Origin of the sequence: Virgisporangium aliadipatigenens (assembly GCF_016863615.1) — a bacterium.
GTDB classification, from domain to species: domain Bacteria; phylum Actinomycetota; class Actinomycetes; order Mycobacteriales; family Micromonosporaceae; genus Virgisporangium; species Virgisporangium aliadipatigenens.
The window spans coordinates 214,681-238,342 of record NZ_BOPF01000008.1 but is presented as its reverse complement, the minus strand read 5'-3'; the positions used below and the strand labels follow the sequence as shown (position 1 = coordinate 238,342).

Annotated in this window: 24 protein-coding genes; 6 read left to right on the top strand and 18 right to left on the bottom strand. The window is 71.6% G+C overall.

Annotated features, from left to right (window positions below):
• Window positions 1-77 precede the first annotated feature (77 nt).
• From Val02_RS13730 to rimP, 3 genes are all read right to left on the bottom strand, one after another.
• Window positions 78-401, bottom strand: coding sequence for a YlxR family protein (locus Val02_RS13730; RefSeq protein ID WP_239152882.1), 324 nt, complete (start codon window positions 399-401; stop codon window positions 78-80).
• Window positions 402-472: 71 nt separating this feature from the next.
• Complete coding sequence (gene nusA / locus Val02_RS13725) at window positions 473-1,501, bottom strand: transcription termination factor NusA (RefSeq protein WP_203899403.1); 1,029 nt, start codon at window positions 1,499-1,501, stop codon at window positions 473-475.
• A complete protein-coding gene (rimP, locus tag Val02_RS13720; RefSeq protein WP_203899402.1) occupies window positions 1,498-2,163 on the bottom strand; it encodes a ribosome maturation factor RimP in 666 nt (221 codons plus the stop codon). The genes nusA and rimP overlap by 4 nt, the downstream gene beginning before the upstream one ends.
• A 225-nt stretch (window positions 2,164-2,388) precedes the next feature.
• Between rimP and Val02_RS47315 the strand changes: the two genes are divergently transcribed.
• From Val02_RS47315 to Val02_RS13700, 5 genes are all read left to right on the top strand, one after another.
• The gene (locus tag Val02_RS47315; protein ID WP_239152845.1) at window positions 2,389-2,793 is read left to right on the top strand and encodes a hypothetical protein; all 405 of its coding nucleotides are present in this window, start codon (window positions 2,389-2,391) and stop codon (window positions 2,791-2,793) included.
• The gene (locus Val02_RS47310; RefSeq protein WP_239152842.1) at window positions 2,790-3,203 is read left to right on the top strand and encodes a ferritin-like domain-containing protein; all 414 of its coding nucleotides are present in this window, start codon (window positions 2,790-2,792) and stop codon (window positions 3,201-3,203) included. The genes Val02_RS47315 and Val02_RS47310 overlap by 4 nt, the downstream gene beginning before the upstream one ends.
• Window positions 3,204-3,269: 66 nt before the next feature.
• Window positions 3,270-3,848 (top strand): PadR family transcriptional regulator, encoded by a 579-nt coding sequence (locus Val02_RS13710; RefSeq protein WP_203899400.1) that lies wholly within the window; start codon window positions 3,270-3,272, stop codon window positions 3,846-3,848.
• Window positions 3,845-4,555 (top strand): ABC transporter ATP-binding protein, encoded by a 711-nt coding sequence (locus Val02_RS13705; protein WP_203899399.1) that lies wholly within the window; start codon window positions 3,845-3,847, stop codon window positions 4,553-4,555. Before Val02_RS13710 ends, Val02_RS13705 begins: the two co-directional genes overlap by 4 nt.
• Window positions 4,552-7,302 carry an ABC transporter permease gene (locus Val02_RS13700; protein ID WP_203899398.1) on the top strand — a complete coding sequence of 917 codons (2,751 nt, stop codon included), beginning with the start codon at window positions 4,552-4,554 and terminating at the stop codon, window positions 7,300-7,302. The genes Val02_RS13705 and Val02_RS13700 overlap by 4 nt, the downstream gene beginning before the upstream one ends.
• Before the next feature lie 134 nt (window positions 7,303-7,436).
• Here the strand turns inward: Val02_RS13700 and Val02_RS13695 are convergent, their stop codons facing one another.
• From Val02_RS13695 to Val02_RS13650, 10 genes are all read right to left on the bottom strand, one after another.
• Window positions 7,437-8,138, bottom strand: coding sequence for a VIT1/CCC1 transporter family protein (locus tag Val02_RS13695; RefSeq protein WP_203899397.1), 702 nt, complete (start codon window positions 8,136-8,138; stop codon window positions 7,437-7,439).
• Between the two features lie 52 nt (window positions 8,139-8,190).
• Window positions 8,191-9,048, bottom strand: coding sequence for a type I methionyl aminopeptidase (gene map / locus Val02_RS13690; RefSeq protein ID WP_203899396.1), 858 nt, complete (start codon window positions 9,046-9,048; stop codon window positions 8,191-8,193).
• A gap of 9 nt (window positions 9,049-9,057) precedes the next feature.
• Window positions 9,058-9,609 (bottom strand): pyridoxamine 5'-phosphate oxidase family protein, encoded by a 552-nt coding sequence (locus tag Val02_RS13685; protein WP_203899395.1) that lies wholly within the window; start codon window positions 9,607-9,609, stop codon window positions 9,058-9,060.
• A gap of 40 nt (window positions 9,610-9,649) precedes the next feature.
• Window positions 9,650-10,336, bottom strand: a complete 687-nt coding sequence (locus Val02_RS13680; protein ID WP_203899394.1) for a gamma-glutamyl-gamma-aminobutyrate hydrolase family protein — start codon at window positions 10,334-10,336, stop codon at window positions 9,650-9,652.
• Complete coding sequence (locus Val02_RS13675; RefSeq protein WP_203899393.1) at window positions 10,333-11,100, bottom strand: 3-oxoacyl-ACP reductase; 768 nt, start codon at window positions 11,098-11,100, stop codon at window positions 10,333-10,335. The genes Val02_RS13680 and Val02_RS13675 overlap by 4 nt, the downstream gene beginning before the upstream one ends.
• 14 nt (window positions 11,101-11,114) lie before the next feature.
• Entirely contained in the window at window positions 11,115-12,470 is a 1,356-nt protein-coding gene (locus Val02_RS13670) for an aldehyde dehydrogenase family protein (RefSeq protein WP_203899392.1), read from the bottom strand.
• 63 nt (window positions 12,471-12,533) lie between these two features.
• Window positions 12,534-13,886 (bottom strand): glutamine synthetase family protein, encoded by a 1,353-nt coding sequence (locus Val02_RS13665; protein ID WP_203899391.1) that lies wholly within the window; start codon window positions 13,884-13,886, stop codon window positions 12,534-12,536.
• Window positions 13,887-13,926: 40 nt separating this feature from the next.
• The gene (locus tag Val02_RS13660) at window positions 13,927-14,643 is read right to left on the bottom strand and encodes a FadR/GntR family transcriptional regulator (RefSeq protein ID WP_203899390.1); all 717 of its coding nucleotides are present in this window, start codon (window positions 14,641-14,643) and stop codon (window positions 13,927-13,929) included.
• An 8-nt stretch (window positions 14,644-14,651) separates the two neighbouring features.
• Complete coding sequence (locus Val02_RS13655) at window positions 14,652-16,181, bottom strand: amino acid permease (RefSeq protein WP_203899389.1); 1,530 nt, start codon at window positions 16,179-16,181, stop codon at window positions 14,652-14,654.
• A 16-nt stretch (window positions 16,182-16,197) separates the two neighbouring features.
• Window positions 16,198-17,160 carry a phosphotransferase gene (locus Val02_RS13650; RefSeq protein WP_203899388.1) on the bottom strand — a complete coding sequence of 321 codons (963 nt, stop codon included), beginning with the start codon at window positions 17,158-17,160 and terminating at the stop codon, window positions 16,198-16,200.
• A gap of 176 nt (window positions 17,161-17,336) precedes the next feature.
• On the opposite strand from Val02_RS13650, the gene Val02_RS13645 reads away from it, so the two are divergent.
• The gene (locus Val02_RS13645) at window positions 17,337-19,769 is read left to right on the top strand and encodes a GcvT family protein (RefSeq protein WP_203899387.1); all 2,433 of its coding nucleotides are present in this window, start codon (window positions 17,337-17,339) and stop codon (window positions 19,767-19,769) included.
• Window positions 19,770-19,774: 5 nt separating this feature from the next.
• Here Val02_RS13645 and Val02_RS13640 read toward each other — a convergent pair whose 3' ends face one another.
• From Val02_RS13640 to Val02_RS13620, 5 genes are all read right to left on the bottom strand, one after another.
• Complete coding sequence (locus tag Val02_RS13640) at window positions 19,775-20,065, bottom strand: hypothetical protein (RefSeq protein ID WP_203899386.1); 291 nt, start codon at window positions 20,063-20,065, stop codon at window positions 19,775-19,777.
• 54 nt (window positions 20,066-20,119) lie between these two features.
• Window positions 20,120-21,358: an MFS transporter gene (locus Val02_RS13635; protein ID WP_203899385.1), complete on the bottom strand. Its 1,239-nt coding sequence runs from the start codon at window positions 21,356-21,358 to the stop codon at window positions 20,120-20,122.
• A 349-nt stretch (window positions 21,359-21,707) separates the two neighbouring features.
• A complete protein-coding gene (locus Val02_RS13630) occupies window positions 21,708-22,202 on the bottom strand; it encodes a hypothetical protein (RefSeq protein ID WP_203899384.1) in 495 nt (164 codons plus the stop codon).
• Between the two features lie 105 nt (window positions 22,203-22,307).
• On the bottom strand, window positions 22,308-23,144 hold the full coding sequence (locus Val02_RS13625; RefSeq protein WP_203899383.1) for a GNAT family N-acetyltransferase: 837 nt from the start codon (window positions 23,142-23,144) through the stop codon (window positions 22,308-22,310).
• A gap of 95 nt (window positions 23,145-23,239) precedes the next feature.
• Window positions 23,240-23,611 carry a VOC family protein gene (locus Val02_RS13620; RefSeq protein WP_203899382.1) on the bottom strand — a complete coding sequence of 124 codons (372 nt, stop codon included), beginning with the start codon at window positions 23,609-23,611 and terminating at the stop codon, window positions 23,240-23,242.
• Between the last annotated feature and the right edge of the window lie 51 nt (window positions 23,612-23,662).

Genomic DNA, 23,662 nt, shown 5'->3' with positions numbered 1-23,662 from the left:
CATCTCGAGGCCGGCAGCAGCGGTTGCCCGCGCGCCGACCTCACTCGTGCACTTGAAGCCTGATCATTTCGGCGACTTCATCGTGTGCTCATGCCGGTCGTCCTACCTTGCGAGTCCGGGTGGGGCTGGACGCTCCCACCTCTGGCGGTGCCGGTCTCGGCGGCCATGGGAACCGCCTCGGCCAACTCACCGATGTCGACGACACCGGTGACGCGCAACGCACGCCCGAAGGCGTTTCGTCGCTGCGCCAACGCGAGACAAGCCTGGTCGCGGTGCAGATGAGCACCCCGCCCGGGCCTGATGCGGCGCGGATCAGGAACCGCCAGATATCGATCCGGCGCGACCCGACTCGCGACGATCCGCAACAACTCGGAGGCTGGCGCGCGCTTCCGGCATCCCACGCAGGTGCGGACGGGTTGCCCCGGCCACTCCGACGGGATCGCCGGTCGTGCACGACGTACCGCCAAGAAGTCTACCCCGCAGTCTCGGCCCGCGCGCCGCCCGGTGTGGGCGCCGTTCCACCGCCGGCTTCGTTGTCGGGCCTGATGTCAATGCGCCATCCGGTCAATCTGGCGGCAAGCCGGGCATTTTGCCCCTCGCGCCCGATCGCCAAGGAGAGCTGGAAGTCCGGCACCGTCACCCGTGCGGTGCGGGTGGCCGCGTCGACCACTTCGACGCGCAGCGCCTTGGCGGGCGACAGCGCGTTCCCGACGAACGCCGCGGGGTCGTCCGACCAGTCGATGATGTCGATCTTTTCGCCGTGCAGTTCGCTCATGACGGCGCGGACCCGCTGGCCCATCGGACCGATGCAGGCGCCCTTCGCGTTGACGCCGGCGGCGGTGGACCGAACGGCGATCTTCGTCCGGTGACCTGCCTCACGCGCGATGGCCGCGATCTCCACCGTGCCGTCCGCGATCTCCGGCACCTCCAGCGCGAACAACCGCTTCACCAGGCTCGGGTGCGAACGCGACAGCGTGATCTGCGGGCCGCGGAAGCCCTTCGCCACGTGCACGACGATGCACTTGATGCGCTGGCCGTGGTCGTACCGCTCGCCCGGCACCTGTTCGGCGGCGGGGAGCATGGCCTCCACCTTGCCGAGGTCGACGGTGACGATCCCCTTCTCGGTGCGCGCCTCGTGCGCCTGGATCACGCCGGTGACCAGGTCGCCGTCGCGGCCGGCGTACTCGCCGAAGTGCGCCTCGTCGGTCGCCTCCCGCAGCCGCTGGAGGATCACCTGCTTGGCCGTCATGGCGGCGATCCGGCCGAAGTCGTGCGGGGTGTCGTCGTACTCGCGCACGATCACACCCTCGTCGTCGACCTCCTGGGCGAAGACGGCCGCGAACCCGCTCTTCCGATCGATCTCGACGCGGGCGTGCGGGTTGGCCCCCTCTGTGTGGCGGTACGCCGTCAGCAGCGCCGTCTCGATCGCGGCGAGGATCGTCTCGAACGGGATCTCCCGTTCGCGCTCCAGCGCGCGGAGGGCCGCGAGGTCGATGTTCACTCCTCGTCCTCCTCCCAGTCATCGTCAGCGTCGTCTACGTCGGTGAACTCGTCATCCGTGCCGACGTCCTCGTCGGGCAGCTCCGACAGCCGGTTGAACTCCAGCTGCACCTTGCCCGGGCCGAGCGCGTCGTAGGAAAAGCTGTGCGCGGTGCCCTCGACGTCGAGCGTGACCCCGTCCGGGCCGGCCTCCGTCACCCGCCCCGTCACCTGGCCGGCGTCGCCGGCGCGCACCTGCACCAGCCGGCCGGTGTTGCGCCGCCAGTGCCGCGGCTCGGTCAGCGGCCGGTCGACACCGGGGGAACTGACCTGCAGCTCGTACTCGCCGTCGAGCACCTCGCCGTCGCGTTCCTCGGCCTCGTCGAGCGCCTTGGAGACCAGGCGCGACACGTCGGCGACCCCGTCGAGGTTGATCGCCTCGTCCCCGTCCACGGTCAGCCGGACGAGGTAGCGCCGGCCCGCCCGGGACAGCGCGAGGCCCTCCAGGTAAAAACCGGCTTCGCTGATCACCGGCGTGATGATCTGTCGTAGTTTGGTGCGCTGGGCGGACAGATCGCGCCCCGCGGGTGGGCGCCCAGGGGCACCGACCGCGGGTCGCTGGCTCCGGCCGCCGGTCCGGCTGCCCGCGCGGCCGCCGGCGCGGTTACCCCGCCGCTCCGCCATGGTGGGCCACCCTCTCGATTACATGCCTGAACGCCGCCCGAGAACACTTTCGCCGGGCGGCTCGCCGTGAAGCCTAACGCGACGTAACGACGTACGGCGTCGCGGCGCTCCGACTGGGACCCCGTGCACCTATGGTGTTCACTAGTCCCGGTGCGGAGCGGACGGGCGTATTCACGCCGGGTAGTTCTCGTGGCCGGAGCGTCCGGCCTGCTCAGCGGGTGTGCGATGCCCGGATTTCCCAGACTGGCCGGTCCGGCCGTGATGGCCGACGCCGACCTGTTGCGCGGCGTGCTGGCCGAGTCGGCGCGGCTGGCCGCCCGGTACGAGGCGGCGATCGGCGCGCTGCCCGCCGAGGCCGAACGGCTCACGGTCGTTCGGGACGCGCACCGGGCGCACGCCGATGCGTTGCTGCGCGCGCTCGACACCGCCACGGCACCGGCCGATCCGTCCGCGTCGGCGGCCCCCGGGGGCACCGTCACGCTCAAGACCCTCGCCGAGGACGAACGCGCCGCGTCCGGCCGCGCGGCGACCGCCTGCCTCGGCGTCCTGTCCCATCACGCCCCGCTGGTCGGCACCATCGCCGCCGCGCGGGCGACCCACGCCGAGAGCCTAGCCGGAGCGCAGCAGTGAGCCTGACGGACGCGCTCGCCGCCGAGCACGCGGCGATCTACGGCTACGGCGTGGTCGGGGCGTTCCTCGACGCGCAGCGCAAGGGGCTGGCCATGGAGGCCGAGGCGGCACACCGGGGTCGGCGCGACGCGTTGGCGCTGCGGCTGGCCGCCCTGGGGGCGAGCGCGCCGGCGGCCGAGGCGCGCTACGGGCTGCCCGAGCCGGTCACGGATCCGGCGTCGGCGCTGCGGCTGGCGATCGTGCTGGAGGAGCGCACGGCCGCCGCGTGGCGTGCCGCGCTGCTGGCCGCCGAGGGGGACGACCGGCGGCTGGCGGTGGACGCACTGACCGACTGCGCCGTGCGGGCCACCCGGTTCCGCAGGACGGCCGGGGTCGCGCCGGCGATCGTGCCCTTCCCCGGGCGTTCGTAGGGGTCCGGGGGTCGACTGCATACCCGGTATGGACATGTGAATACCCGGTATGCATACTCGGTAGCCATGTCAGTCAGGTACGGCCTTCTCGCCCTGCTCCGTCGCGGCCCGATGTACGGCTACCAGTTGCGCAGCGCGTTCGAGGAGTCCACGGGGGGCACCTGGCCGCTCAACATCGGGCAGGTCTACACCACGCTCTCCCGGCTCGAGCGGGACGGATTCGCCCGCGCGCTGCCCGGACAGGACAGCCAGCGGCCGTACGAGATCACCGAGGCGGGCCTGGCCGACCTGGAGAAGTGGTTCACCACGCCGGTCAGCCGGACCGAACGCCCCCGCGACGAGCTGACCATCAAGCTCGCGCTCGCCGTCACGACGCCCGGCGTCAACGTCACCGACGTGGTGCAGCGGCAGCGTTCGGCGACCATGCGCGCGCTCCAGGAGTTCACCCGGATGAAGGCCCGGGAACACGGGCCGGGCGACCTCTCCTGGCGCCTCGTGCTCGACGCCATGGTCTTCCAGGCCGAGGCGGAGATCCGCTGGCTGGACCACTGCGAAGCCACCGTCCTGCGGCACCGGCCGGCCCATCCCACGCCCACGAGCCCGGCAGCGCCCGACCCCTCGACCCAGGAGGCGCACTCCCGATGACCATGCTCGAACTCGACGCCGTGCACCGCACGCACGGCACCGGCGACACGGCGGTGCACGCCCTGCGCGGCGTCACGCTCGCGGTCGCCACCGGCGAACTCGTCGCCGTGATGGGCCCTTCCGGCTCCGGCAAGTCCACGCTGCTCAACCTCGCCGGCGGCCTCGACGCGCCCACCGGCGGCACGGTGCGCGTCGACGGGCAGGCGCTCGGCGGGCTCTCCCGTCGCAAGCTCGCGGCGCTGCGCCGCCGCCGCATCGGCTACGTCTTCCAGGAGCTCAACCTCCTGCCCAGCCTCACCGCCCTGGAGAACGTCGCCCTCCCCCTCGAACTCGACGGCACCTCCATCGGCAAGGCCCGCCGGCTCGCTCTCGCGTCCCTCGGCGACGTGGGCATGGCCGACCTCGCCGGACGTTTCCCGGAGGCGCTCTCCGGTGGACAGCAGCAGCGGGTCGCCATCGCCCGCGCCCTGGTCGGCGAACGCCGTCTCGTACTCGCCGACGAGCCCACCGGCGCGCTCGACTCCACCACCGGCGAGGCCGTCCTGCGGGTCCTGCGCGCCCGGGTCGACGCGGGGGCGGCCGGGGTGCTCGTGACGCACGAGGCGCGGCACGCGGCCTGGGCCGACCGGGTGGTGTTCCTGCGCGACGGCCTCGTCGTCGACACCTCCGGCCCGCTGGCCCAACCCGAGGAGCTGCTGGCGTCGTGAAGATCGTCAGCAACTGGCGCTCCGCGCTGCGCATCGCGTGGCGGGAGACCCGGCGCGCCAAGGGGCGCAGCGCGCTCGTCGTGGCCCTGATCGGGCTGCCGGTGCTCGGCCTGTCGTTCGCGGCGGTCGCGTACGACACGTTCAAGCTGCGGCCCGCCGAGATCGCCGAACGCCGGCTCGGTGCCGCCGACGCGCTCGTGCACTGGGAGTGGGAGGGGCCGGTGCGGCAGGCCCCGACGGAGTTCGCCGGCGGCCCGGTGGGCGAGGCGCTGCCGTTCGCGCCCACGGCCGAACAGCTCGTCGCGGCGCTGCCGCCGGGCAGCCGGGTGCTGCTGGACCGCAGGGGGGAGCAGACGTTCCGCACCGCGCACGGGCGGGGCACGCTCCACGCCCGCGAACTCGCCTACGCCGACCCGATGGCCCGCGGCATCCTGCGCCCGCTCTCCGGGCGCGCACCCGCGTCGACCGACGAGGTGGCGCTCACCCCGGTGGCCCGCGAACGCCTCGGCGTCGGGCTCGGCGGCACGGTCACGCTGGCCGACGGCAGCCGCACGTGGCGGGTCGTCGGGCTGGTCGAGGATCCCTCCCAGCTGAAGATCGCCCAAGTGATCATGGCGCCGGGGACCTACCCGCCGCCGACGGTCAAGGACCGCAGCGCCATGTACCAGTTGCACTGGCTGGTCGACACGCCCACGCCGCTCACCTGGTCCGCGGTGCGCGCGCTCAACGCCAAGGGCATCATGGCGATCTCCCGGGAGGTGCTGCTGCACCCGGAGGGGCCGTTCGAGGGGGCGGTCGAGGAACAGCGAAGCGACGACTCGTTCAGCGTGCTGACCGCGGTCGGCGGTTCGCTGGTGCTCGAGGTGGTGCTGCTCGCCGGGCCGGCCTTCGCGATGGGTGCCCGCCGCCGGCGGCGCGACCTGGCGCTCGTGGCCGCCACCGGTGGCACGCCCCGCCAGTTGCGCCGCATCGTGCTGGCCGACGGGGTGCTGCTCGGCGCCGCCGCCGCCGGCACCGGGCTGGTGATCGGCACGATCGCCGCGTGGTTCAGCACCGGCCTGCTCGCGGGACTCGTGTACTCCACCCGGCCGGGGGCGTTCCGGCTGTACCCGGCGGCCCTGGCGGGACTGGCGTTCGTGGCCGTCGCGTCCGGGGTGCTCGCGGCGCTCGTCCCGGCGTGGATGGCCGGCCGGGTACCGGTGACCGCCGCGCTCAGCGGGCGGTTCGCGCCGAGCCGGCTCCGGCACCGGTGGACCGTGCTGGGGGTGCTCATGGCCGGTGGCGGGGTGGCGCTCGCGACGCTCGGCGCCCGGAGCGAGAACTCCAACGCGACGATGTTCGGGCTGGTGCTCGGCCAGCTGGGGCTGGTGCTGTGCACGCCGGCGCTGGTCGCGCTCATCGCCCGCCTGGGCAGCCGGCTGTGGCTACCGGTCCGGATCGCGCTGCGCGACGCCGGGCGCAACCGTTCCGCCACCGCCTCGGCGATCTCGGCCGTCCTCGGGGCGGTGGCAGTCAGCGCGATGATCGCGACGCTCGTGGCCTCGACCGACAGCCGTTCGATGAAGTCGACCAGCCCCGGCATGCTGCCGATCGGCTACGCCACCGCCCTCGTCGACACCTCCGGGAGCGACCCCGACTCGCCGATCGTTCTGCCTCCGCCGGAGGCCGCGCCGGCCCTGGAGAGGGCGCTGCGCGACAGCCTGCCCGCGGCCGATGTCGTGCCGGTGCGCACGATCACCTGCGTCCCGGCGGAGTCCACCAAGTGCGGGGTCTCGGTCGACATTCCGCAGGACCGACGCTGCCCGTACTGGGAGCGCACCGGCCCGCTGTCCAAGGCGGAGCAGAAGGCCGCCCGGCGGGACGAGCGCTGCGCGGTGGAGGTCAACAGCTTCGGCAACTCCGTCTACCTGTACAACCTGGTGATCGAGCCGGAACTGCTGAACCGGGTGCTGAAGCTGGACCGCGCGACGGTCGAGAAGGCCGTTCAGGTGCTGAACGCGGGCGGGGTGCTGGTGCGCGACGACCGGTACGTGGTGGACGGGCACGTGACGCTTCGGGTGCACGGGCTGCCCGACGCCGTGCCGACCGAACGCGGCCAACCGGAGGGCAAGCCGGTGCGCGTTCCGGCGATGGTGTTCCCCGAAGGGGCGGAGGTGCCGACGCTGGTGATGACGCCGGCCACGGTCACCGCGGTCGGCCTGTGGAGCCGGCCGAACGGGTTCGTGGTGGCGACGACGCGCATGCCGAGCCAGGCCGAACGCGATCGGGTGCTAGACGCCGTCGCGCGGGTGCCGGGCAGCTACCGGATCGACGTCGAGCGGCTGCCGCAGCCCGAACGCGGAAACCCGTTCCTGCTGGTGATCGCGGTCGTCGCCGGGTTCATCGCGCTGGGCGCCGCCGCCATCGCCACCGGCCTGGCCGCCTCGGAGAGCAGGGCCGACCTGTCGACGCTCGGCGCGGTGGGTGCCTCCCCGATCGTGCGCACGCTGCTGTCGGCCAGCCGGATGGGGCTGATCGCCGGGCTCGGTTCGGTGCTCGGCATCGTCGCCGGGGTGGCCGCCGCCATCGCGGTGATCAACGGAAACAACCACGCCTATGCCGAGTCGTGGCCGCCGCAGCCGTTCGTGATCCCGATCGTCATCCCCTGGTCGAACGTGGCGATTTCCCTGGTCGCGGTGCCCGCGGTGGCGATCGGCCTGGCCGTGCTCTTCACCCGCGCACGCCTGCCGATCGAGCGCCGACAGTAACGGACGCGACACACTCCCGGACTCGTGCCACCCCTGCGCCCGCTGCCACCACCCCGGCAGCGGGCGCGGGATGATATAGCTCCACAGGAAAACACACAAACTGAGGAGCCAAAGATGCGTTGGGCCGGTCCTACCTAAGAGATCCACATTCCGATGAGATAGGTCGCCGCGGCGGCCCCCGACCCCAGCACCAACTGCCGAAGGCCACTGCGCCACCACGGCCGTCCGGTGAAGCGGGCCACCACCGCACCAGCGGTGAACAGCCCGAACCCACCGGCGACCAAGGCAGGCCACAACACCGTGGCACCGAAGAGATACGGCAGCACGGGCACCAATGCCCCCACCGCGAAGCACACGAACGACGATCCCGCCGCCACCCACGGGCTCGGCACCTCGTCCGGATCGACCCCCAACTCCTCCTGGGCGTGCACCCGCAGCGCCTCCCGCGGATCGCGGGCCAACGACCGCGCGACCTCCAGCGCCAGTTCCGGGGGCAGGCCCCGGCCCTCCCAGATGGCGGCCAGCTCGGCGGCCTCCGCGTCGGGATGCTTCTCCAGTTCGCGGCGTTCCTTGGCGACCTCGGCCTGAATCTGCTCGTTTGACGTGCGCACGCTGGTGTACTCGCCGAGCGCCATGGAGATCGCGCCCGCCACGAGCCCGGCGACCCCGGTCAGCACCACGGTGCGCGGTGCGACGGCGGCCCCACCCACACCGGCGATCAGCGCGATGTTGCTGACCAGCCCGTCCATCGCCCCGAAGACGGCCGCGCGCAACCACCCGCCGGCGACGTCGGCGTGATGATCCGGATCGAGCGCGGCCGGTACGGTCTCCACCATCAGTGCCTCATGGTTCGCGACAGCGGTCCTCGCAAGCTGCGGTCCTTGCTGCTCACGGCAGCGTCAGGATCTCGTACCCGTCCTCGGTCACCACGATGGTGTGCTCGAACTGCGCCGTCCACTTGCGGTCCTTGGTGACCACGGTCCAGCCGTCCCGCCACATCTCGTACTGGTGCGTGCCGAGGCAGATCATCGGCTCGATCGTGAACGTCATCCCCGGCTCCATGACCGTCGTCAGGTCCGGCTTGTCGTAGTGCGGGATGTACAGGCCCGAGTGGAACGACTCACCGATGCCGTGCCCGGTGAAGTCGCGCACCACCCCGTAGCCGAACCGGCGCGCGTAAGCCTCGATGACCCGCCCGATGACGTTGATCGAACGCCCCGGCGCGACGGCCTTGATGCCCCGCATCATCGCCTCGTGGGTGCGTTCGACGAGCAGCCGCGCCTCCTCGGAGACGTTGCCCACGCAGAACGTCGCATCCGTGTCGCCGTGCACCCCGCCGATGAACGCGGTCACGTCGACGTTGATGATGTCGCCGTCCTCGATCACGGTCGTGTCAGGGATGCCGTGGCAGATGACCTCGTTGAGCGAGGTGCAGCAGGACTTGGGGAAGCCCTTGTAGCCCAGCGTCGACGGGTAGGCCCCGTGGTCGCAGAGGAACTCGTGCACGATCGCGTCGATCTCGTCGGTGGTGACGCCGGGCCGGCAGTGCTCCCCGGCGAGCTGCGTGGCCTGGGCCGCGAGCCGCCCGGCGATCCGCATCTTCTCGATCGTCTCGGGGGTCTGGACGTCGGAGCCGCGGGACCGCTTCGGGCCGCGCTTGCCGACGTACTCCGGTCGCGTGATGTGCGCCGGCACCTCCCGCCACGGGGAGAGCGTGCCTGGTCGAAGCGGAGCGCGGGTCTGCATTCCCCGAGACTAACTCTTCAGTGCGGGCAGGCCGTCGATGCTCCGGGCGTTCTTCTGGGCCCGGTATTCGTCCAGATCGGACTCGCTCTTGCGCTCGGTCCACCGGGTCAGCAGGTCCCGGTCGCCGACGTACTCCATGAGCGGCACCTGGAAGCCGCACGAGTCGCTGACCCGGTCGGCCGTCACCTCGATGACCGACCGCAGCCCGTGCCTGTCCGGTGCGTCGAATGCCGCCAGGAGGCCGTCGAAGTCCGGATCGGTGGGCAGCACCGCCCGGCCGGTCCCGTGCACGCGCACGATGTTCGGCGGGCCGGCGAAGGCGCACCACATGAGCGTGATCCGGCCGTTGTCGCGCAGGTGGGCGATGGTCTCGGCGCCGCTGCCGGTGTAGTCGAGGTACGCCACCCGCAGCGGGTCGAGGACGACGAGCGTGCCGCGGCCGCCCTTCGGTGAGACGTTCACGTGGCCGTCGGCGCCGGCGGGAGCGGTGGCCACGAAGAACATCGGCTGCGCGTCGATGAACTCCCGCAGCCGCTGGTCGATGGACTCGTGCAGCTTCATGCCGCCGATCCTGCGGCGCCGTCCCCGCGGGCCACAACCGTTATCCCAGACTCGCCTCGACCAGCGCGGCGAAGGGGCGGGGGTCGCCGGCCGTCTCCGGGTGCCACTGCACCCCGAACACGAACCGCAGCGACGGGTCCTCCACCGCCTCGACCACGCCGTCGTCGCAGCGGCCGGTCACGGTGAGCCGCCCGGGGTCGTCGACCGCCTGGTGGTGGTAGGAGTTGGTCTCCGCCCGTTCGCCGAAGATCTTGGCCGCCCGCGATCCCGCGACGAACCGCACGTCGTGCGAGCCGTAGACGCCGGGCGAGGGCTGGTGGCGGGTGGTGCCGAGCAGGTCGGGCAGGTGCTGGTGCAGCGTTCCGCCGTAGGCGACCGCCAGCAACTCCATGCCGCGGCAGACCCCCAGGACGGGCCGGTCGGCGTCCAGGGCGGCCGCGAGGACCGCCAGTTCGCCGGCGTCGCGGTCGGGGCGGGTCACCGTGGTCGCGTGCGCCTCGGCGCCGTACCGCGCCGGTTCGATGTCGGCGCCACCCGCCAGGACCAGGCCGTCGAGCCGCGCCACCAGATCGGGGGCATCAAGAGCATCCGGGGGAACGACCACCGCACGGCCACCCGCCTCGTGGACCATGCGCACGTAGGTCTCGGGGATCAGCACGGCCCGCTGGTCCCACACCCCCCACGCCGCCTGCTCCACGTAGGCGGTGATCCCGATCAGCGGCCTCATAGCGGTGTGACGTAGGCGCCCGTGATGCCCCCGTCGACGACGAACGTGTTCGCCGTCATGAAGCTGCTGTCGTCGCTCGCCAGGAACGCCACCGCGGCGGCGATCTCCTCGGGCTTGCCGAAGCGCCCCATCGGGACGTGCACGAGCCGGCGGGCCGCCCGTTCGGGGTCCTTGGCGAACAGCTCCATCAGCAGCGGCGTGGCGATCGGGCCCGGGCACAGGGCGTTGACCCGGATGCCCTCGCGCGCGAACTGCACACCCAGTTCGCGGGTCATCGACAGCACCGCGCCCTTGCTCGCCGTGTAGGCGATCTGCGACGTCGCCGCGCCCAGCAGCGCCACGAAGCTGGCCGTGTTGATGATCGAACCCTTGCCCTGCCGCTGCATGTACGGGATGGCGTACTTGCAGCAGTAGTAGACGCTCGTGGTGTTGACGGTCATGACCCGTTCCCAGGCCTCGATGCCGGTGGCGAGGATGGAGTCGTCGTCGGGCGGCGAGATGCCGGCGTTGTTGAACGCGACGTCGAGCCGGCCGTGCCGTTCGACCACTCCGTCGAAGAGCTCCCGCACCTGCTGCTCGTCGGCGACGTCGACGGTGACCGCGTCGCCGCCCACCTCGTCGGCGGTGGCCTTCGCGGCGTCGCCGTTGAGGTCGGCCGCCACGACGCGCGCCCCCTCGGACGCGAACCGGCGCGCCGTGGCGAGCCCGATCCCGCTGCCCGCCCCGGTGATGACGGCGACCCGTCCCTCCAACCTGCCCTGCACTGTGCCCTCCGGCTCTACTCGTCGCTGCTGAAGAAGATGTTCTTGACGTCGGTGAACGCGGCGACCGCGTCGGGTCCGAGCTCGCGGCCGAACCCGGACTGCTTCATGCCCCCGAACGGGGTCCAGTAGCGCACCGAGGAGTTGGAGTTGACGCTGAGATTGCCGGTCTCCACGCCCCGCGAGACGCGGATCGCGCGGCCCAGGTCCCTGGTCCAGACGGAACCGGAGAGCCCGTACTCGGTGTCGTTGGCGAGCCGGATCGCCTCGGCCTCGTCGTCGAACGGCAGCACCGACAGCACCGGCCCGAACACCTCTTCGCGCCAGTGCCGGTCGTCGGTGCTCCCGGCGCTCAGCACGGTCGGCGGGAACCAGAAACCCTTGCCGGACGGCGCTTCCCCGGCGAACGCGACGTCGGCACCGTCCACATAGGACGCCACGCTGTCCCGCTGCGCCGCCGAGATGAGCGGGCCCATCTGCGCCGCCTCGTCGGCCGGATCGGTGCAGCGGAACCGCTTCACTGCGGGCTCCAGCAGTTCCATGAAACGGTCGTAGACGGCGCGCTGGACGAGCATCCGCGAGCGCGCGCAGCAGTCCTGGCCCGCATTGTCGAAGACCGCGCCCGGGGCGGCGGCCGCGGCGCGCTCGAGGTCGGCGTCGGCGAACACGATGTTGGCGCTCTTGCCGCCCAGCTCCAGCGTCACCCGCTTCACCTGATCGGCGCAGCCGGCCATGATGCGCTTGCCCACCCCGGTCGAACCGGTGAAACAGACCTTGCGCACCGAGGGATTCGTGACGAAGCGCTCCCCCACCACCGAGCCCTTGCCCGGGATCACGGTGAACACGCCCTCCGGAAGGCCGGCCTCCAGGGCCAGCTCGGCGAGGCGGAGCGCGGTGAGCGGGGTCAGCTCGGCGGGCTTGAGCACGACGGTGTTGCCGGCCGCGAGCGCGGGCGCGAACCCCCACCCGGCGATCGGCATCGGGAAGTTCCACGGCACGATGACGCCCACCACGCCGAGCGGCTCGTAGATCGTCACGTCGAGCCCACCGGCGACCGGGATCTGCTTGCCGGACAGGCGTTCCGGGGCGGCCGCGTAGTAGTCGAGGACGTCCCGGACGTTGCCCGCCTCCCAGCGCGCGTTGCCGATCGTGTGGCCGCTGTTGCGCACCTCCAGCGCGGCCAGCTCCTCGATGTGCGAGTCCACTGTGGACGCGAAGCGGCGCAGCAGCCGCGCCCGATCGCCGGGCGACACCGCCCGCCACGCCGGGAACGCCGCGGCGGCCCGGGCGATCGCCGCGTCGGTCTCCTCGACGGAGGCGGACGGGACGGTCGCGACGACCTCCTCGGTCACCGGACTGATGACGTCGTGCACGGTGCTTTCCCTTTCTGTTCCCCGGGTTTGACGAGGGCGGCCCACCACCCCCGTCAAACCCCCTTACAGGCGCTCGAAGCCGCGGACCAGTTCCCAATCGGTTACCGCGGCGTCGAACGCGGCCAGCTCCACTCTGGCGTTGTTGGCGTAGTGCGCGACGACCTCGTCGCCGAACGCCGCCCGCGCGATGTCGCTCCCCTCCCACAACGCGAGCGCGTCGCGCAGGTTCGCCGGAACGTGCGGGGCCGACTCGTCGGTGTAGGCGTTGCCGGTGTACTCGTCCTCCAGCGTGAGCCCGTGCTCGATGCCGTGCAGCGCGCCGGCGACCAGCCCGGCGATGGCTAGGTACGGGTTGACGTCGGCGCCGGGGACGCGGTTCTCGATGCGCAGGGACGCCGGGCTGTGGCCGACGAGGCGCAGCGCGCAGGTGCGGTTGTCGGTGCCCCAGCGAACCGCCGTCGGCGCGAAACTGCCGGCCTGGTAACGCTTGTAGGAGTTGATGTTCGGGGCGAACAGCAGGGTGAACTCGCGCATCGTCGCGATCATCCCGGCGACCGCGCTCGCCATCAGCGGCGACATGTGGCCCGGCCCGTCGCCGTAGCCCACGTGCGTGCCGTCGAGCCCCTGCAGCGAGAAGTGGATGTGGCAGGAGTTGCCCTCGCGCGCGTTCGGCTTGGCCATGAACGTGATGGAGACGCCCTCCTGCGCGGCGATCTCCTTGGCGCCGTTCTTGTAGATGACGTGGTGGTCGGCGGCCGTGAGCGACTCGGCGAAGCGGAACGCGATCTCGTGCTGGCCCAGGTTGCACTCGCCCTTGGCGCTCTCCGGGGTGAGCCCGGCCCCGTACATGTCGTTGCGGATGCGGCGCAGCAGCGGTTCGATGCGCGCGGTCTGCAGGAGCGAGTAGTCGGCGTTGAACTGGTTGGCCGGCACCAGGTCGCGGTAGCCCTTGCGGTAGGCCTCCTCGTAGGAGTCCCGGTAGGCCACGAACTCCAGCTCGGTGCCGGCGAACGAGCGGTAGCCGGCGTCGGCGAGCCGGGCCAGCTGCGCCTGCAGGATCTGCCGCGGCGACGCCGGAACGGGCGTGTGGTCCAGCCACTTCAGGTCGGCGATCACGAGCGCGGTCGCCGGGAACCACGGGATCCGCCGCAGCGTCGAGAAGTCCGGGATCATCGCGAAGTCGCCGTACCCCCGCGCCCACGACGACATCTCGTACCCGTCGACGGTGTTCATCTCGACGTCGACGGCGAGCAGGTAGTTGCAGCCCTCGGTGCCGTGTTCGAGCACCTCGTCGACGAAATGCCGGGCGTGGAACCGCTTGCCCTGCAGGCGCCCCTGCATGTCGACGATGGCCACGATCACGGTGTCGATCTCGCCGCGGTCGACCGCGGTCTCCAGGTGTTCGACCGTCAGCATCCGCCCTCCTCATCCGTTAAATGGTCTACTCCAGAACCATTCACCCGAGCAACCCTCGCAACAGTTCCGCGGTCCCGTCGCAATGCTCCTCCATTACCCCGCGCGCCGTCTCCGGATCACCCGCGAGGATCGCGTCCACGATCCGGGTGTGCTGCGCGTCGGAGTGGTCGAGGTTGCGCCGGATCACCGGGATGGCCGCCAGCAGCTGGTCCAGCCGTAGCTGCACGTCGGCGACGGCCGCCGCCACCGACGGGCTGCCCGAGGCCGACGCGATCGCCAGGTGCAGCCGCGAGTCGTGCACCCGCCGGTTCTGCTGCCGGTCCCGGGAGGCGACCAGGCAGGCCACCAGCCGGGACCGCTGGGCCGCCGCGAGCGGGCGCGCCGCCGCCAGGGCCGCCGCGCCCGGTTCGAGCACGCGGCGGAAGTCCAGCGCGTCGGTCAGCTGCGAGCCCATCTCCCGGGCCAGCGTCGTGGCGTCCGACGTGGCGCCGTCCGGCGGGCCGGAGTGCACCACGAAGGTGCCGCCGGCCCGCCCCCTGCGCGACTCCAGGTACCCGGCCTCGCGCAGCGCCGCGATCGCGTCCCGCAGCGTCACCCGCGAGACGCGCAGCTGCTCCGCCAGTTCCCGTTCCGGCGGAAGACGCTCACCGACCACGACGAGCCCGAGCCGGATCGCCTGCACCAGCCGGGCGACCGTGATCTCGAACGCGTTACCGCCGCGGACCGGACGCCACGTCGGGACCTCGGGCAGCTCCACCCGCTCCACTATTCGCTCACGTTGCTGCGCATCCCCGTGAAGTGCTTGCGTCCGCTGGCGAACCAGTACGCGGCCACCGCAAGCAGCACCACGCCGACCGCGATCGGCGCGTAGTTGACCGCCTTCCAGTCGAAGTCCGCGTTCCCCGGCACACCCGCCGGGCTGAACGGCAGGATGAAGTACACCGACACCACGATGATCTCGATGGCGGCGATCCAGCCGATCACCTTGTACTTGCGGCCCAGCGTCCACGGGCCCGGCTGGAAGCGGTCACCCATCCGCAGCCGCAGCAGGATCGGGATGAGGAACGCGAGGTACAGCCCGATGACCGCCACCGAGACCACCGCGTAGAACGCCAGCGGCGCGCCGTTCGGCGCCTCGTACAGCGCCGGCAGCGTCAGGAAGAGGCCGGCGACCGTGCCGAAGATGATGGCGTTCACCGGGGTGCCGTTGCGGTCCACTTTGGACAGTACGCGCGATCCCGGCAGGCCCCGGTCGCGGGCGAACGCGAACGTCATCCGCGACATCGACGTCACGCAGCTCATCCCGCAGAAGAACTGCCCCACGGTGGAGATGATGATGACGGCCTTGAAGAACCCGCTCGACAGCGACGTCTCCAGAACGGCGCCGCTGAACCCGGCCGCCTCGTTGATGGCCGGCACGTCGGTGGCCGCGAAGAGCAGTGCCAGCAAAAGGATCCAGCCGCCGACGGCCGAGTACGCGATCGACTGCCAGAGGCCGTTCGCCGCCGCGCGGGAGGCGCCGACGGTCTCCTCCGACACGTGCGCGCAGGCGTCGAAGCCGGTGATCGTGTACTGCGTCAGCAGGAAGCCGAGCGGCAGCACGTACAGCCAGAACATGCCGCTGCTGTTGGAGCCGTCGGCGAAGCCGCTGTTGTTGAACGTCTCCGTGAAGACCCACGACACGCCCTGGTGCTTCTCCGGCACGAACATCAGGATGAGCACGATCACGGCCGCACCGAAGACGTGCCACCAGACGGAGACGTTCTGCAGGGTGTGGATGATCGGCTGGCCGAACACGTTGATCAGCCCGTGCAGCACCAGGATGATCACGAAGAGCAGGAAGACCTGGTTGAGCGTCCCGTCCCAGCCGTCCACGGTGTTGGTCAGCACCAGGTTGAGGAACGTCGCGCAGCCGTAGTCGACCGACGCGGTGACGGCGATCAACCCGATGAGGTTGAGCCAGCCGGTGAACCAGCCGTGCACCGGGCCGCCCATCTTCGAGGCCCACCAGTAGATGCCGCCGGCCGTCGGGTACGCCGACACCAGTTCGGACATCGCGAAGCCGATCAGCAGGATGAAGATCGAGATGAGCGGCCAGCCCCAGGAGATGGCGACCGGGCCGCCGTTGTTCCACGCCTGGCCGAACGTGGTGAAGCAGCCGGCCAGGATGGAGATGATGCTGAAGGAGATGGCGAAGTTGGAGAACGCGCTCCACTTGCGCTTCAGCTCCTGCTTGTAGCCGAGTTCCGCGAGTCGTCGTTCGTCATCGTCGTGAACTGTCGGGGATGCCGTCATGAGGCACCTCCCTTTCTCAACGGGGAGGAAGAGGGGTTACTGCGGGAGGGGGTGCCGCGGGCCTGTGGCCCGCGACCGTGTCGAGCAGGTGGCCGAGTCCGGGGGACGTGAGGTCACGCACCGCCCGGTCCCACTTGTCGGCCGCCTCCCCGGCGTAGTCGAAGTCGCCTCCCCGGCTCAACAGTCCCGAGTGGACGGTGAACCAGAGCGTCCAGGTCACGTTGGAGGCGACCAGAAACAGCCGGACCCGGGCCAGCAGCGCCGCGTGGTGCTCGGATCCGAAGTACGCCGAGGCCAGGCGTTCCACCCCGTCGGGGTCGAGGTCGGCCTCGGCGGCGATGTCGCCCAGCTCGAACGCCGGGTCGTTGTTGCCGGCCAGCTGGTAGTCGATGATGCGAACCTCGCCCGAGGGGGACTCGACGAAGTTCTCGGCCAGCAGGTCGTTGTGGCACGGCACGCTCGGGAGGGGCGCGACGGCGAGCGCGTCCCGGATGCGGGCCACCGTGGTGGTGTGGTCGGTGTAGCCGGGCGGCAGCGGGAGTCCGTGCCGGGCGCAGACGCCCAGGAGTTCCTCTCGCTTGGCGAAGATGTCGAAGTCGGTGACGAAGCGCGGCCCGCTGTGCAGCCGCCGGCAGGCGGCGGCGATCGGACCGGTCCGGCCCGGGATGTCGGTGGCGGACAGGGTCCGCCCGGGCAGGAACTCCAACACGATCGCCTCGTCGCCGAGGGCCTCGACCACCCGCGCGCCGACGCCCTCGGCCCGCCTTGTGTTGGCGATCTCGTCCGCCGGCGGGAAGCCGAGCCCGACCTCCGCGACGGCCGGGTCGAGGATCCGCAGCACAAAGGTCTCCCCGGCGGCCGCAACCCGGTAAATGTGGTGCGAAAGGCCCCCGGCCAGCGGAGATACCCGGACGGGCAGCCCTTCCCAGGCGCGAACGCGGGCCACCGTCTCATCGACCGCCGCCGCCCCAGCGCCCATCGCGCGCACCCTCCGGCCCCGCGCACCCACCCCGCCGCCACATGTCAGGTAGGCGACAGTGAGGTGATCAGCGCAGTGTGTGCCGCCGGAACGCGGGGCGTCAATACTCGGTGACCCTCACGTTTGGAAACTGTTCAGACCTTTTCCGCGCGGGTCCCCGGGTGGTAGACCGAGCCATGTCGATCAGCGACGTGTCCGCCACCGCGGGCACATCCCTCCCCGCACGGGCCCGCGCCGTCGTGATCGGCGGCGGGGTCGCCGGCTGCAGCATCGCCTACCACCTCGCCCGGCTGGGCTGGACCGACATCGTCCTGGTCGAGCAGCACGACCTGACCGAGGGCACCACCTGGCACTCGGCCGGCTTCGTCGGGCAGCTGCGCGGCACCGTCAGCCAGACCCGCATGATCATGTACTCGTCGGGCCTCTACGCCGAGCTGCGGGAGCGCACCGGCCTCGACCCCGGCTGGCACGGCGTCGGCGGCCTGCGCCTGGCCACCACCCCGGAACGCGTCGCCGAGCTGCGCCGCCAGGCCGGCACCGCCACCACTTACGGGCTCGACATGGAGCTGCTCGACCCCCGGGCCACCGCCGACCGCCTGCCGATGCTCGACGTCGGCGACGTGCTCGCCGCGGGCTGGCTGCCCGGCGACGGCTACCTGGAGCCCGCGCCGCTGGCCCGCGCGCTGGCCGCCGGTGCCCGTTCGCTCGGTGCCACATTGCTCACCGGCGTGAAGGTCACCGGCGTCGACGTGGTGCGCGGCGCGGTCACCGGCGTCGTCACCGACGTGGGCCGGATCGAGACGGAGACGGTGGTCAACGCGGCCGGTGTCGGTGCCCGGCTGATCGGCCGGCTCGCCGGGGTCGCCGTGCCGGTCGTCCCGATCAAGCACCAGTACTGCGTGTCGGCGCCGCTGTCGGTCGACACCGCGCCGGTGCCGACCGTTCGCGACCCGGACCGGATCGTCTACTTCCGGGGCGCCGAGGGCGGTCTCCTGGTGGGCGGCTACCTGCGCGACACCGAGACCTGCTGGTCCGCCGAGGGCCTTGCTTCTCCGCGGGAACTCTTCGAGCCCGACCTCACCCGCTTCGCCGAGTCCTGGGGGAACGCCCGCCATCGGGTGCCCGAGCTGCGCTCCACCGAGATCGCCCGGGTCGTGCACGGGCCGGAGGCGTTCACGCCCGACGGGGAGTTCCTGCTCGGCGAGACCGCCGTGCGCGGGTTCTGGGTGGCGGCCGGGTTCTGCGTGCACGGGTTGGCGGCGGCCGGCGGCGTGGGCAAGGTGACGGCGGAGTGGATCGTCGACGGGCAGCCCGAGTGGGACATGTCCACAATGGACATCCGCCGGTTCGGGGCGCACGCGGCGAGCCGTTCGTGGGCCACCGCCACGGCGCTCGACGCGTACTCGAAGTACTACGACATCGTGTACCCGCACCAGGAATGGCCGGCGGGTAGGCCGTTGCGGCGTTCGGCGACGTGGCCGCGTCTGTCCACATTGGACGCCGCACTGGGCGCCAAGGCCGGCTGGGAGCGGGTGAACTGGTTCGGCGCCAACGCCTCCGGCAGCGACGTCGCGCGTCCCCGGGGATGGGCCGGCCGGCACTGGTCGCCCGCGATCGCCGCCGAGTGCCGCGCCACCACCGAGCGCGCCGGTCTGTTCGACCAGTCCTCGTTCGCCAAGCTGGACGTGCGCGGTTCCGCCGCCGCTTCGTTCCTCTCCTACGTGTGCGCCGGCGACGTCGACCGTCCACCCGGGACGGTCACCTACACGCAGCTGCTGAACGCCCGCGCCGGCATCGAGGCCGACCTGACCGTCACCCGTCTGTCGGAGGAACACTTCCGGGTCGTCACGAGCACCGCCAGTGGCGTGCGGGACGCCCACTGGCTGCGCCGCCACGCGCCCGACGGGGTGTCCATCGTGGACGTCACCGGCGGCTACGGCTGCCTGTGCCTGTGGGGCCCGGCCGCGAAGCGGATCCTGGCGCCGCTGACCGACGACGAACTGGACTTCGGCTTCCTACGGGCGCGGGAACTTTCCGTGGGGCCGGTACCGGTGCTGGCACAGAGGGTGACGTTCGTGGGCGAGTACGGGTGGGAGCTGTACGCACCGACCGAGTACGTGCTCACGCTCTGGGACCTGCTGCTCGCCGACGGGACCGCCACCCCGGCCGGCTACCGCGCGATCGACTCCATGCGCCTGGAGAAGGGGTACCGCGTGTGGGGCAGCGACATCACGCCGGAGACGACGCCGGACGAGGCCGGCCTGTCGTTCGCGGTGCGCGCGTCGGGGGACTTCCTCGGCCGCGAGGCGCTGATGGCGGCGCGGGCGGCCGGTGGGCCGTCGAGGAGGCTGCGCTGCCTCGTGCTCGACGACCCGGGGGTGGTGTGCCTCGGCACCGAGCCGGTACGGGTTCCCGGTGAGCGGCCCGTCGGAAGGGTCACGTCAGGCGGGTTCGGGTACCGGGTCGGTGCCTCGATCGCGTTCGCCTACCTGCCGTCGGACGTTGGGGACGGGACGGCACTCGAGGTGGGCGTCTTCGGTGAGTGGACGGGTGCCCGCGTGACACCCGAGCCACTCTTCGATGCTCGGAACTACCGGGTAAGGGGTTGAACGGTTCAGCCAACGGAGGCGCGACGACGCGCGGTGCGGATGCCCTGGAAGACACCGCCCAGAAGGAACACGCCACCGACGCCGGCCATGATGTAGCCGGTGCGCTGGTTGTCCTTCTTCTGCTCGTCGTAGCCACGATCCGTGGTCGAGCCGTTGCTTGTGGTCTGGCAGACGTCACCTTGCGACATCTTCTGACCGCCACAGTCCACGTCGTCGGAAACGGCTTGCGTGATGCCGAAAATGATCAGGCCGCCACCGATGATCAGAGCAAGAATTACCTGCAGAATGCCTCTCACGACGCGGCACATTAGCGCCTGGTCGCAACTCCCCGCAGCCCCTAATCGGAGCCATTACTCCGGTACCGCGAGCAGTAACGGATCGTGACGACCGCGCCGGAGCGGCGAGAGCCACGCGGTGAGCGCCGCGGCCGCCTGGAAGGCCGCCGACGCGTAGAGCGCCACCCGCGCCCCGTACCCGTGCGAGAGGAACCCGCCGAGCATCGCGCCGAGCGGCGTGCCCAGGCCGAAACCCAGCATCCGCCCCACCGTGTTGACCCGCCCCTGCAGCCGGTCCGGCGTCACCAGCGCCCGCGTGGTGATGGAGTTGAGGATGCAGGTCGTCACCGGCACGCCCCACAACGCGATGGCCAGCACCGCGAACATCCAGTGCGAGGTCCTCGACACCATCAGGCCGGCGATCGCGGTGCACGGCAACGCCAACAGCAGCACCCGCACCGGCCCCAACGTGCGGGACAGCCACGGGTACGCCGTGCTCGCCACCAGCCCGCCGACGGCCCACGCGGCGTACACCGCACCGAGCCGGGCGTCGTCGGGCGGCACCTCCAGCTCGGTGTCGGCGAACGGCACCACCTGCCCGAGGAACGCGCCGAAGGAGACGTTCATGATGATCGCCACGATCGTCTGCACGCGCACCACGGGATGGCGGATCAGGAACCGCAGGCCCTCCCCGATCTCGCGGCGCAGCCGGCCGCCCGGTGCCCGTTCGCCCAAGGGGCCCAGCGGCTTGGTGATCGCGCGCACCAGGTACGCCGACGCCAGGAACGACACCACGTCGACGGCGAGCAGCGGCGCCGGTGCCATCACCGCGACGGCCGCGCCCGCCGTCACCGGCACCGCCATCTCCAGCACCGTCGACGAGCCGTGCACCAGGGAGTTCGCGGTCGTCAGGCGGTCCCGCCCGGCGACGGCCGGCAGCGCCCCGAAGTTGGCGCCGTCGAAGAAGACGAAGAGCGTGTGCACGCCGAGCCCGGCAAGCACCACATGCACCGGCGTAAGAACCCCGACCAGGTGCGCCACCGGGATCGACGCCAGCACGAGCGCGCTCAACACGTCCGTGACCACCATGGTGCGCCGCCGGTCCAGCCGGTCCCCCAACGCGCCGGAGATCAGCCCGAAGCACAGGTAGGGCAGCGACTCCGACACCGTCACGAGCGCGGTCCACCGGGCGTCGCCGGTCATCCGGTACACCAGCACCGGCAGCACCAGATACGTCACCAACGAACCGCCGAGCGACACCACCCGCGCGGCCCAGTAACGCCGGAAATCGGGATCGCGCCGCAGGGGAATCATGCGGCCAACCTATCCGTCGACGGCGGAAATTCGGTTGGGGCCAGACCATTCACCCGGCATAGTCGTCAGCGGGTACCCACCGCGGCGGACGCCCGAAGAACCGGACGGACCTCCGGCGAATCGGTTCCCGCCACGGATGCCGCGCCGCCCGACGCGGGACGACTCGCTTCCCGTCCCGCGTCGGCGGGCGCTCCCTGCTACGCCATCACGCCGACCACGGACACTCACAAAAGCGTGTCGGCGGGCGCGCAACAAAGGTCGAACGTGTGTGAGCTCACGGAGGTCAACAAGCTAGTTGATATCCGTGAGCTCACACACGTCCGCACTGAACTCACACCCGTGTGAGCTCTCAGCGGGTTTCGACGGCCGGCACCCGACGATGCTTGGGGGATTCGTAGCCGAGCCGCTCCCACAACATCGTCCCCTGGCGGGCGAGCGAGCCCAGCACCGCCGGCACCAACGGCATCACCCAGTCCGCGATGAACCCACCCGGCGGCAGCGCCGCCACCAGCACGGCGATGACCCCCACCCCGGCCCCCTCGGCGAACCCCCGCCACATCGCCCGCCCGGTATGGGTGGCCACGGCCCGACGGTCGGCCGGATCGGGAAAGCGGGACAGCGCGCGGGCGTCGCGGCGGCCGAAGTTGACGCCCGCCATGACGGCCGTCACCGACGCGCCGCAGACCCCGGCGCCGAGCGGGCTGCCGCTGAGGGTCCCGATCAGCGTGAACGCCATCGCGCCCGAGCCCAGCGCCAGCGCGGCGCGCGCCCATTCCTTCTTGTCGCCGGGATACCAGTAGTAGCGCGTGGTGTGTTCCGACACCTGTCTCGCGATGCGACCCACTCGGGTGATCTTGAGCTACCGATCGGGCGTACGGGGCCGAAACGCGAATATCTGTGAGCACGCTAGGGCGCAGCTTGCGAGCACCGCTGTCGCGAACCGGCAGGCTCAGAACAGGACCGTCGCGAAGGTGCCGACCTGGCGGAATCCGCACCGCGCGTACGCCCGGCGGGCCGGTTCGTTGAAGTCGTTGACGTAGAGGCTGACCGTCGGCGCGACCCGTTCGAGCACGTCGGCCACGACCGCCGCCATGCCGGCCGTCGCGAGACCCCGCCCCCGCCAGTCGGGCGCCACCCAGACGCCCTGGATCTGCGCCGTGTGCCGGGTCGCGACCGCCACCTCGGCCTTGAAGATCACCCGGCCGCCGAGCACCCGGGCGTACGCGCGCCGGGCCCGCACGAGGTCCGCCACGCGCTCCCGGTACGACGTGTCTCCCGCTCCTGCCGGGGGAACGCCCACCTCCTCGGTGTACATCGCGACAGCGGCCGGATACAGGATGTCGACCTCGCCGGCGTGCACCAGCCGCACATCCGGATCGGGGCGCACCGCCGCCGGCCGATCCAGCGCCAGCAGCGGCTGGCAATCCCGAACGTCCCGGGCCGGCCCCCAGTGCGGACGCAGCCGGTCCCACAGGTCCACCACGGCTTCCGCGGGGCCGACGATCGAGGAGCAGCCGCGCACCTCCCCCGCGATGAGGTCGGCGAACGCCGCGACGGCGGCCGGTCCGGCCCGCACCGGGATCAGGTTGGCCCCGAGCCAGCACAGCGCGTCGATCCGCTTGCCGTTGCCGTACCCGAACAGCCGCGCCTCGTGCCGCCACCAGGCCAGCCCGCCGGCGGCGACGCGTTCGGCGATCTGGGCGCCCGCGTACGGTTCGCAATCGAGGAGACGCTCGACGGCGGCCACATCGGCATCGCCGAGCAGTCGCACGGGCACCGTCAGCATTCCTCTAGCCTGCCAGATCGGCTCCTGTCGCACAGCGCGACGATACGGCCCCGCACCGATCGTCGTCGCGGGTCGACCACAAGGCGGAAAGTGCGCTACTCGGCGGCGGCGCGGTACTCGATGGCCCCGGCGACGTTCCCGTCCGGGTCGGCGAAGAAGAACAGCCGCCCGACGCCGGCGATGACGCTCTCCGGCAGGACGATCCGCCCGCCGGCGGCGATGACGGCGGCGGCCGTCGCGTCCAGGTCAGCGACCTCGACCGTGCACTCGAACCCGACCGTCGGCCGGCCCGGCACCAGTTCGCGGCGCCGCTGGATCGCCCCGCCGGGGCCGCCGTCCGGCGTCTCGATGCGGTAGAAGTCCGGCGGCCCGAACGGCGTGAAGCGCCAGCCGAAGACCCGTTCGTAGAAGCGTCGGGTCGCCGGAACGTCGTCTGCGTTGATCGCGAAGTGCGTGATTCCGTTCATCGGCTCACGCTAGGCCGGGCGACGGCTGGCGCACCGTCGACAACGCGGCGC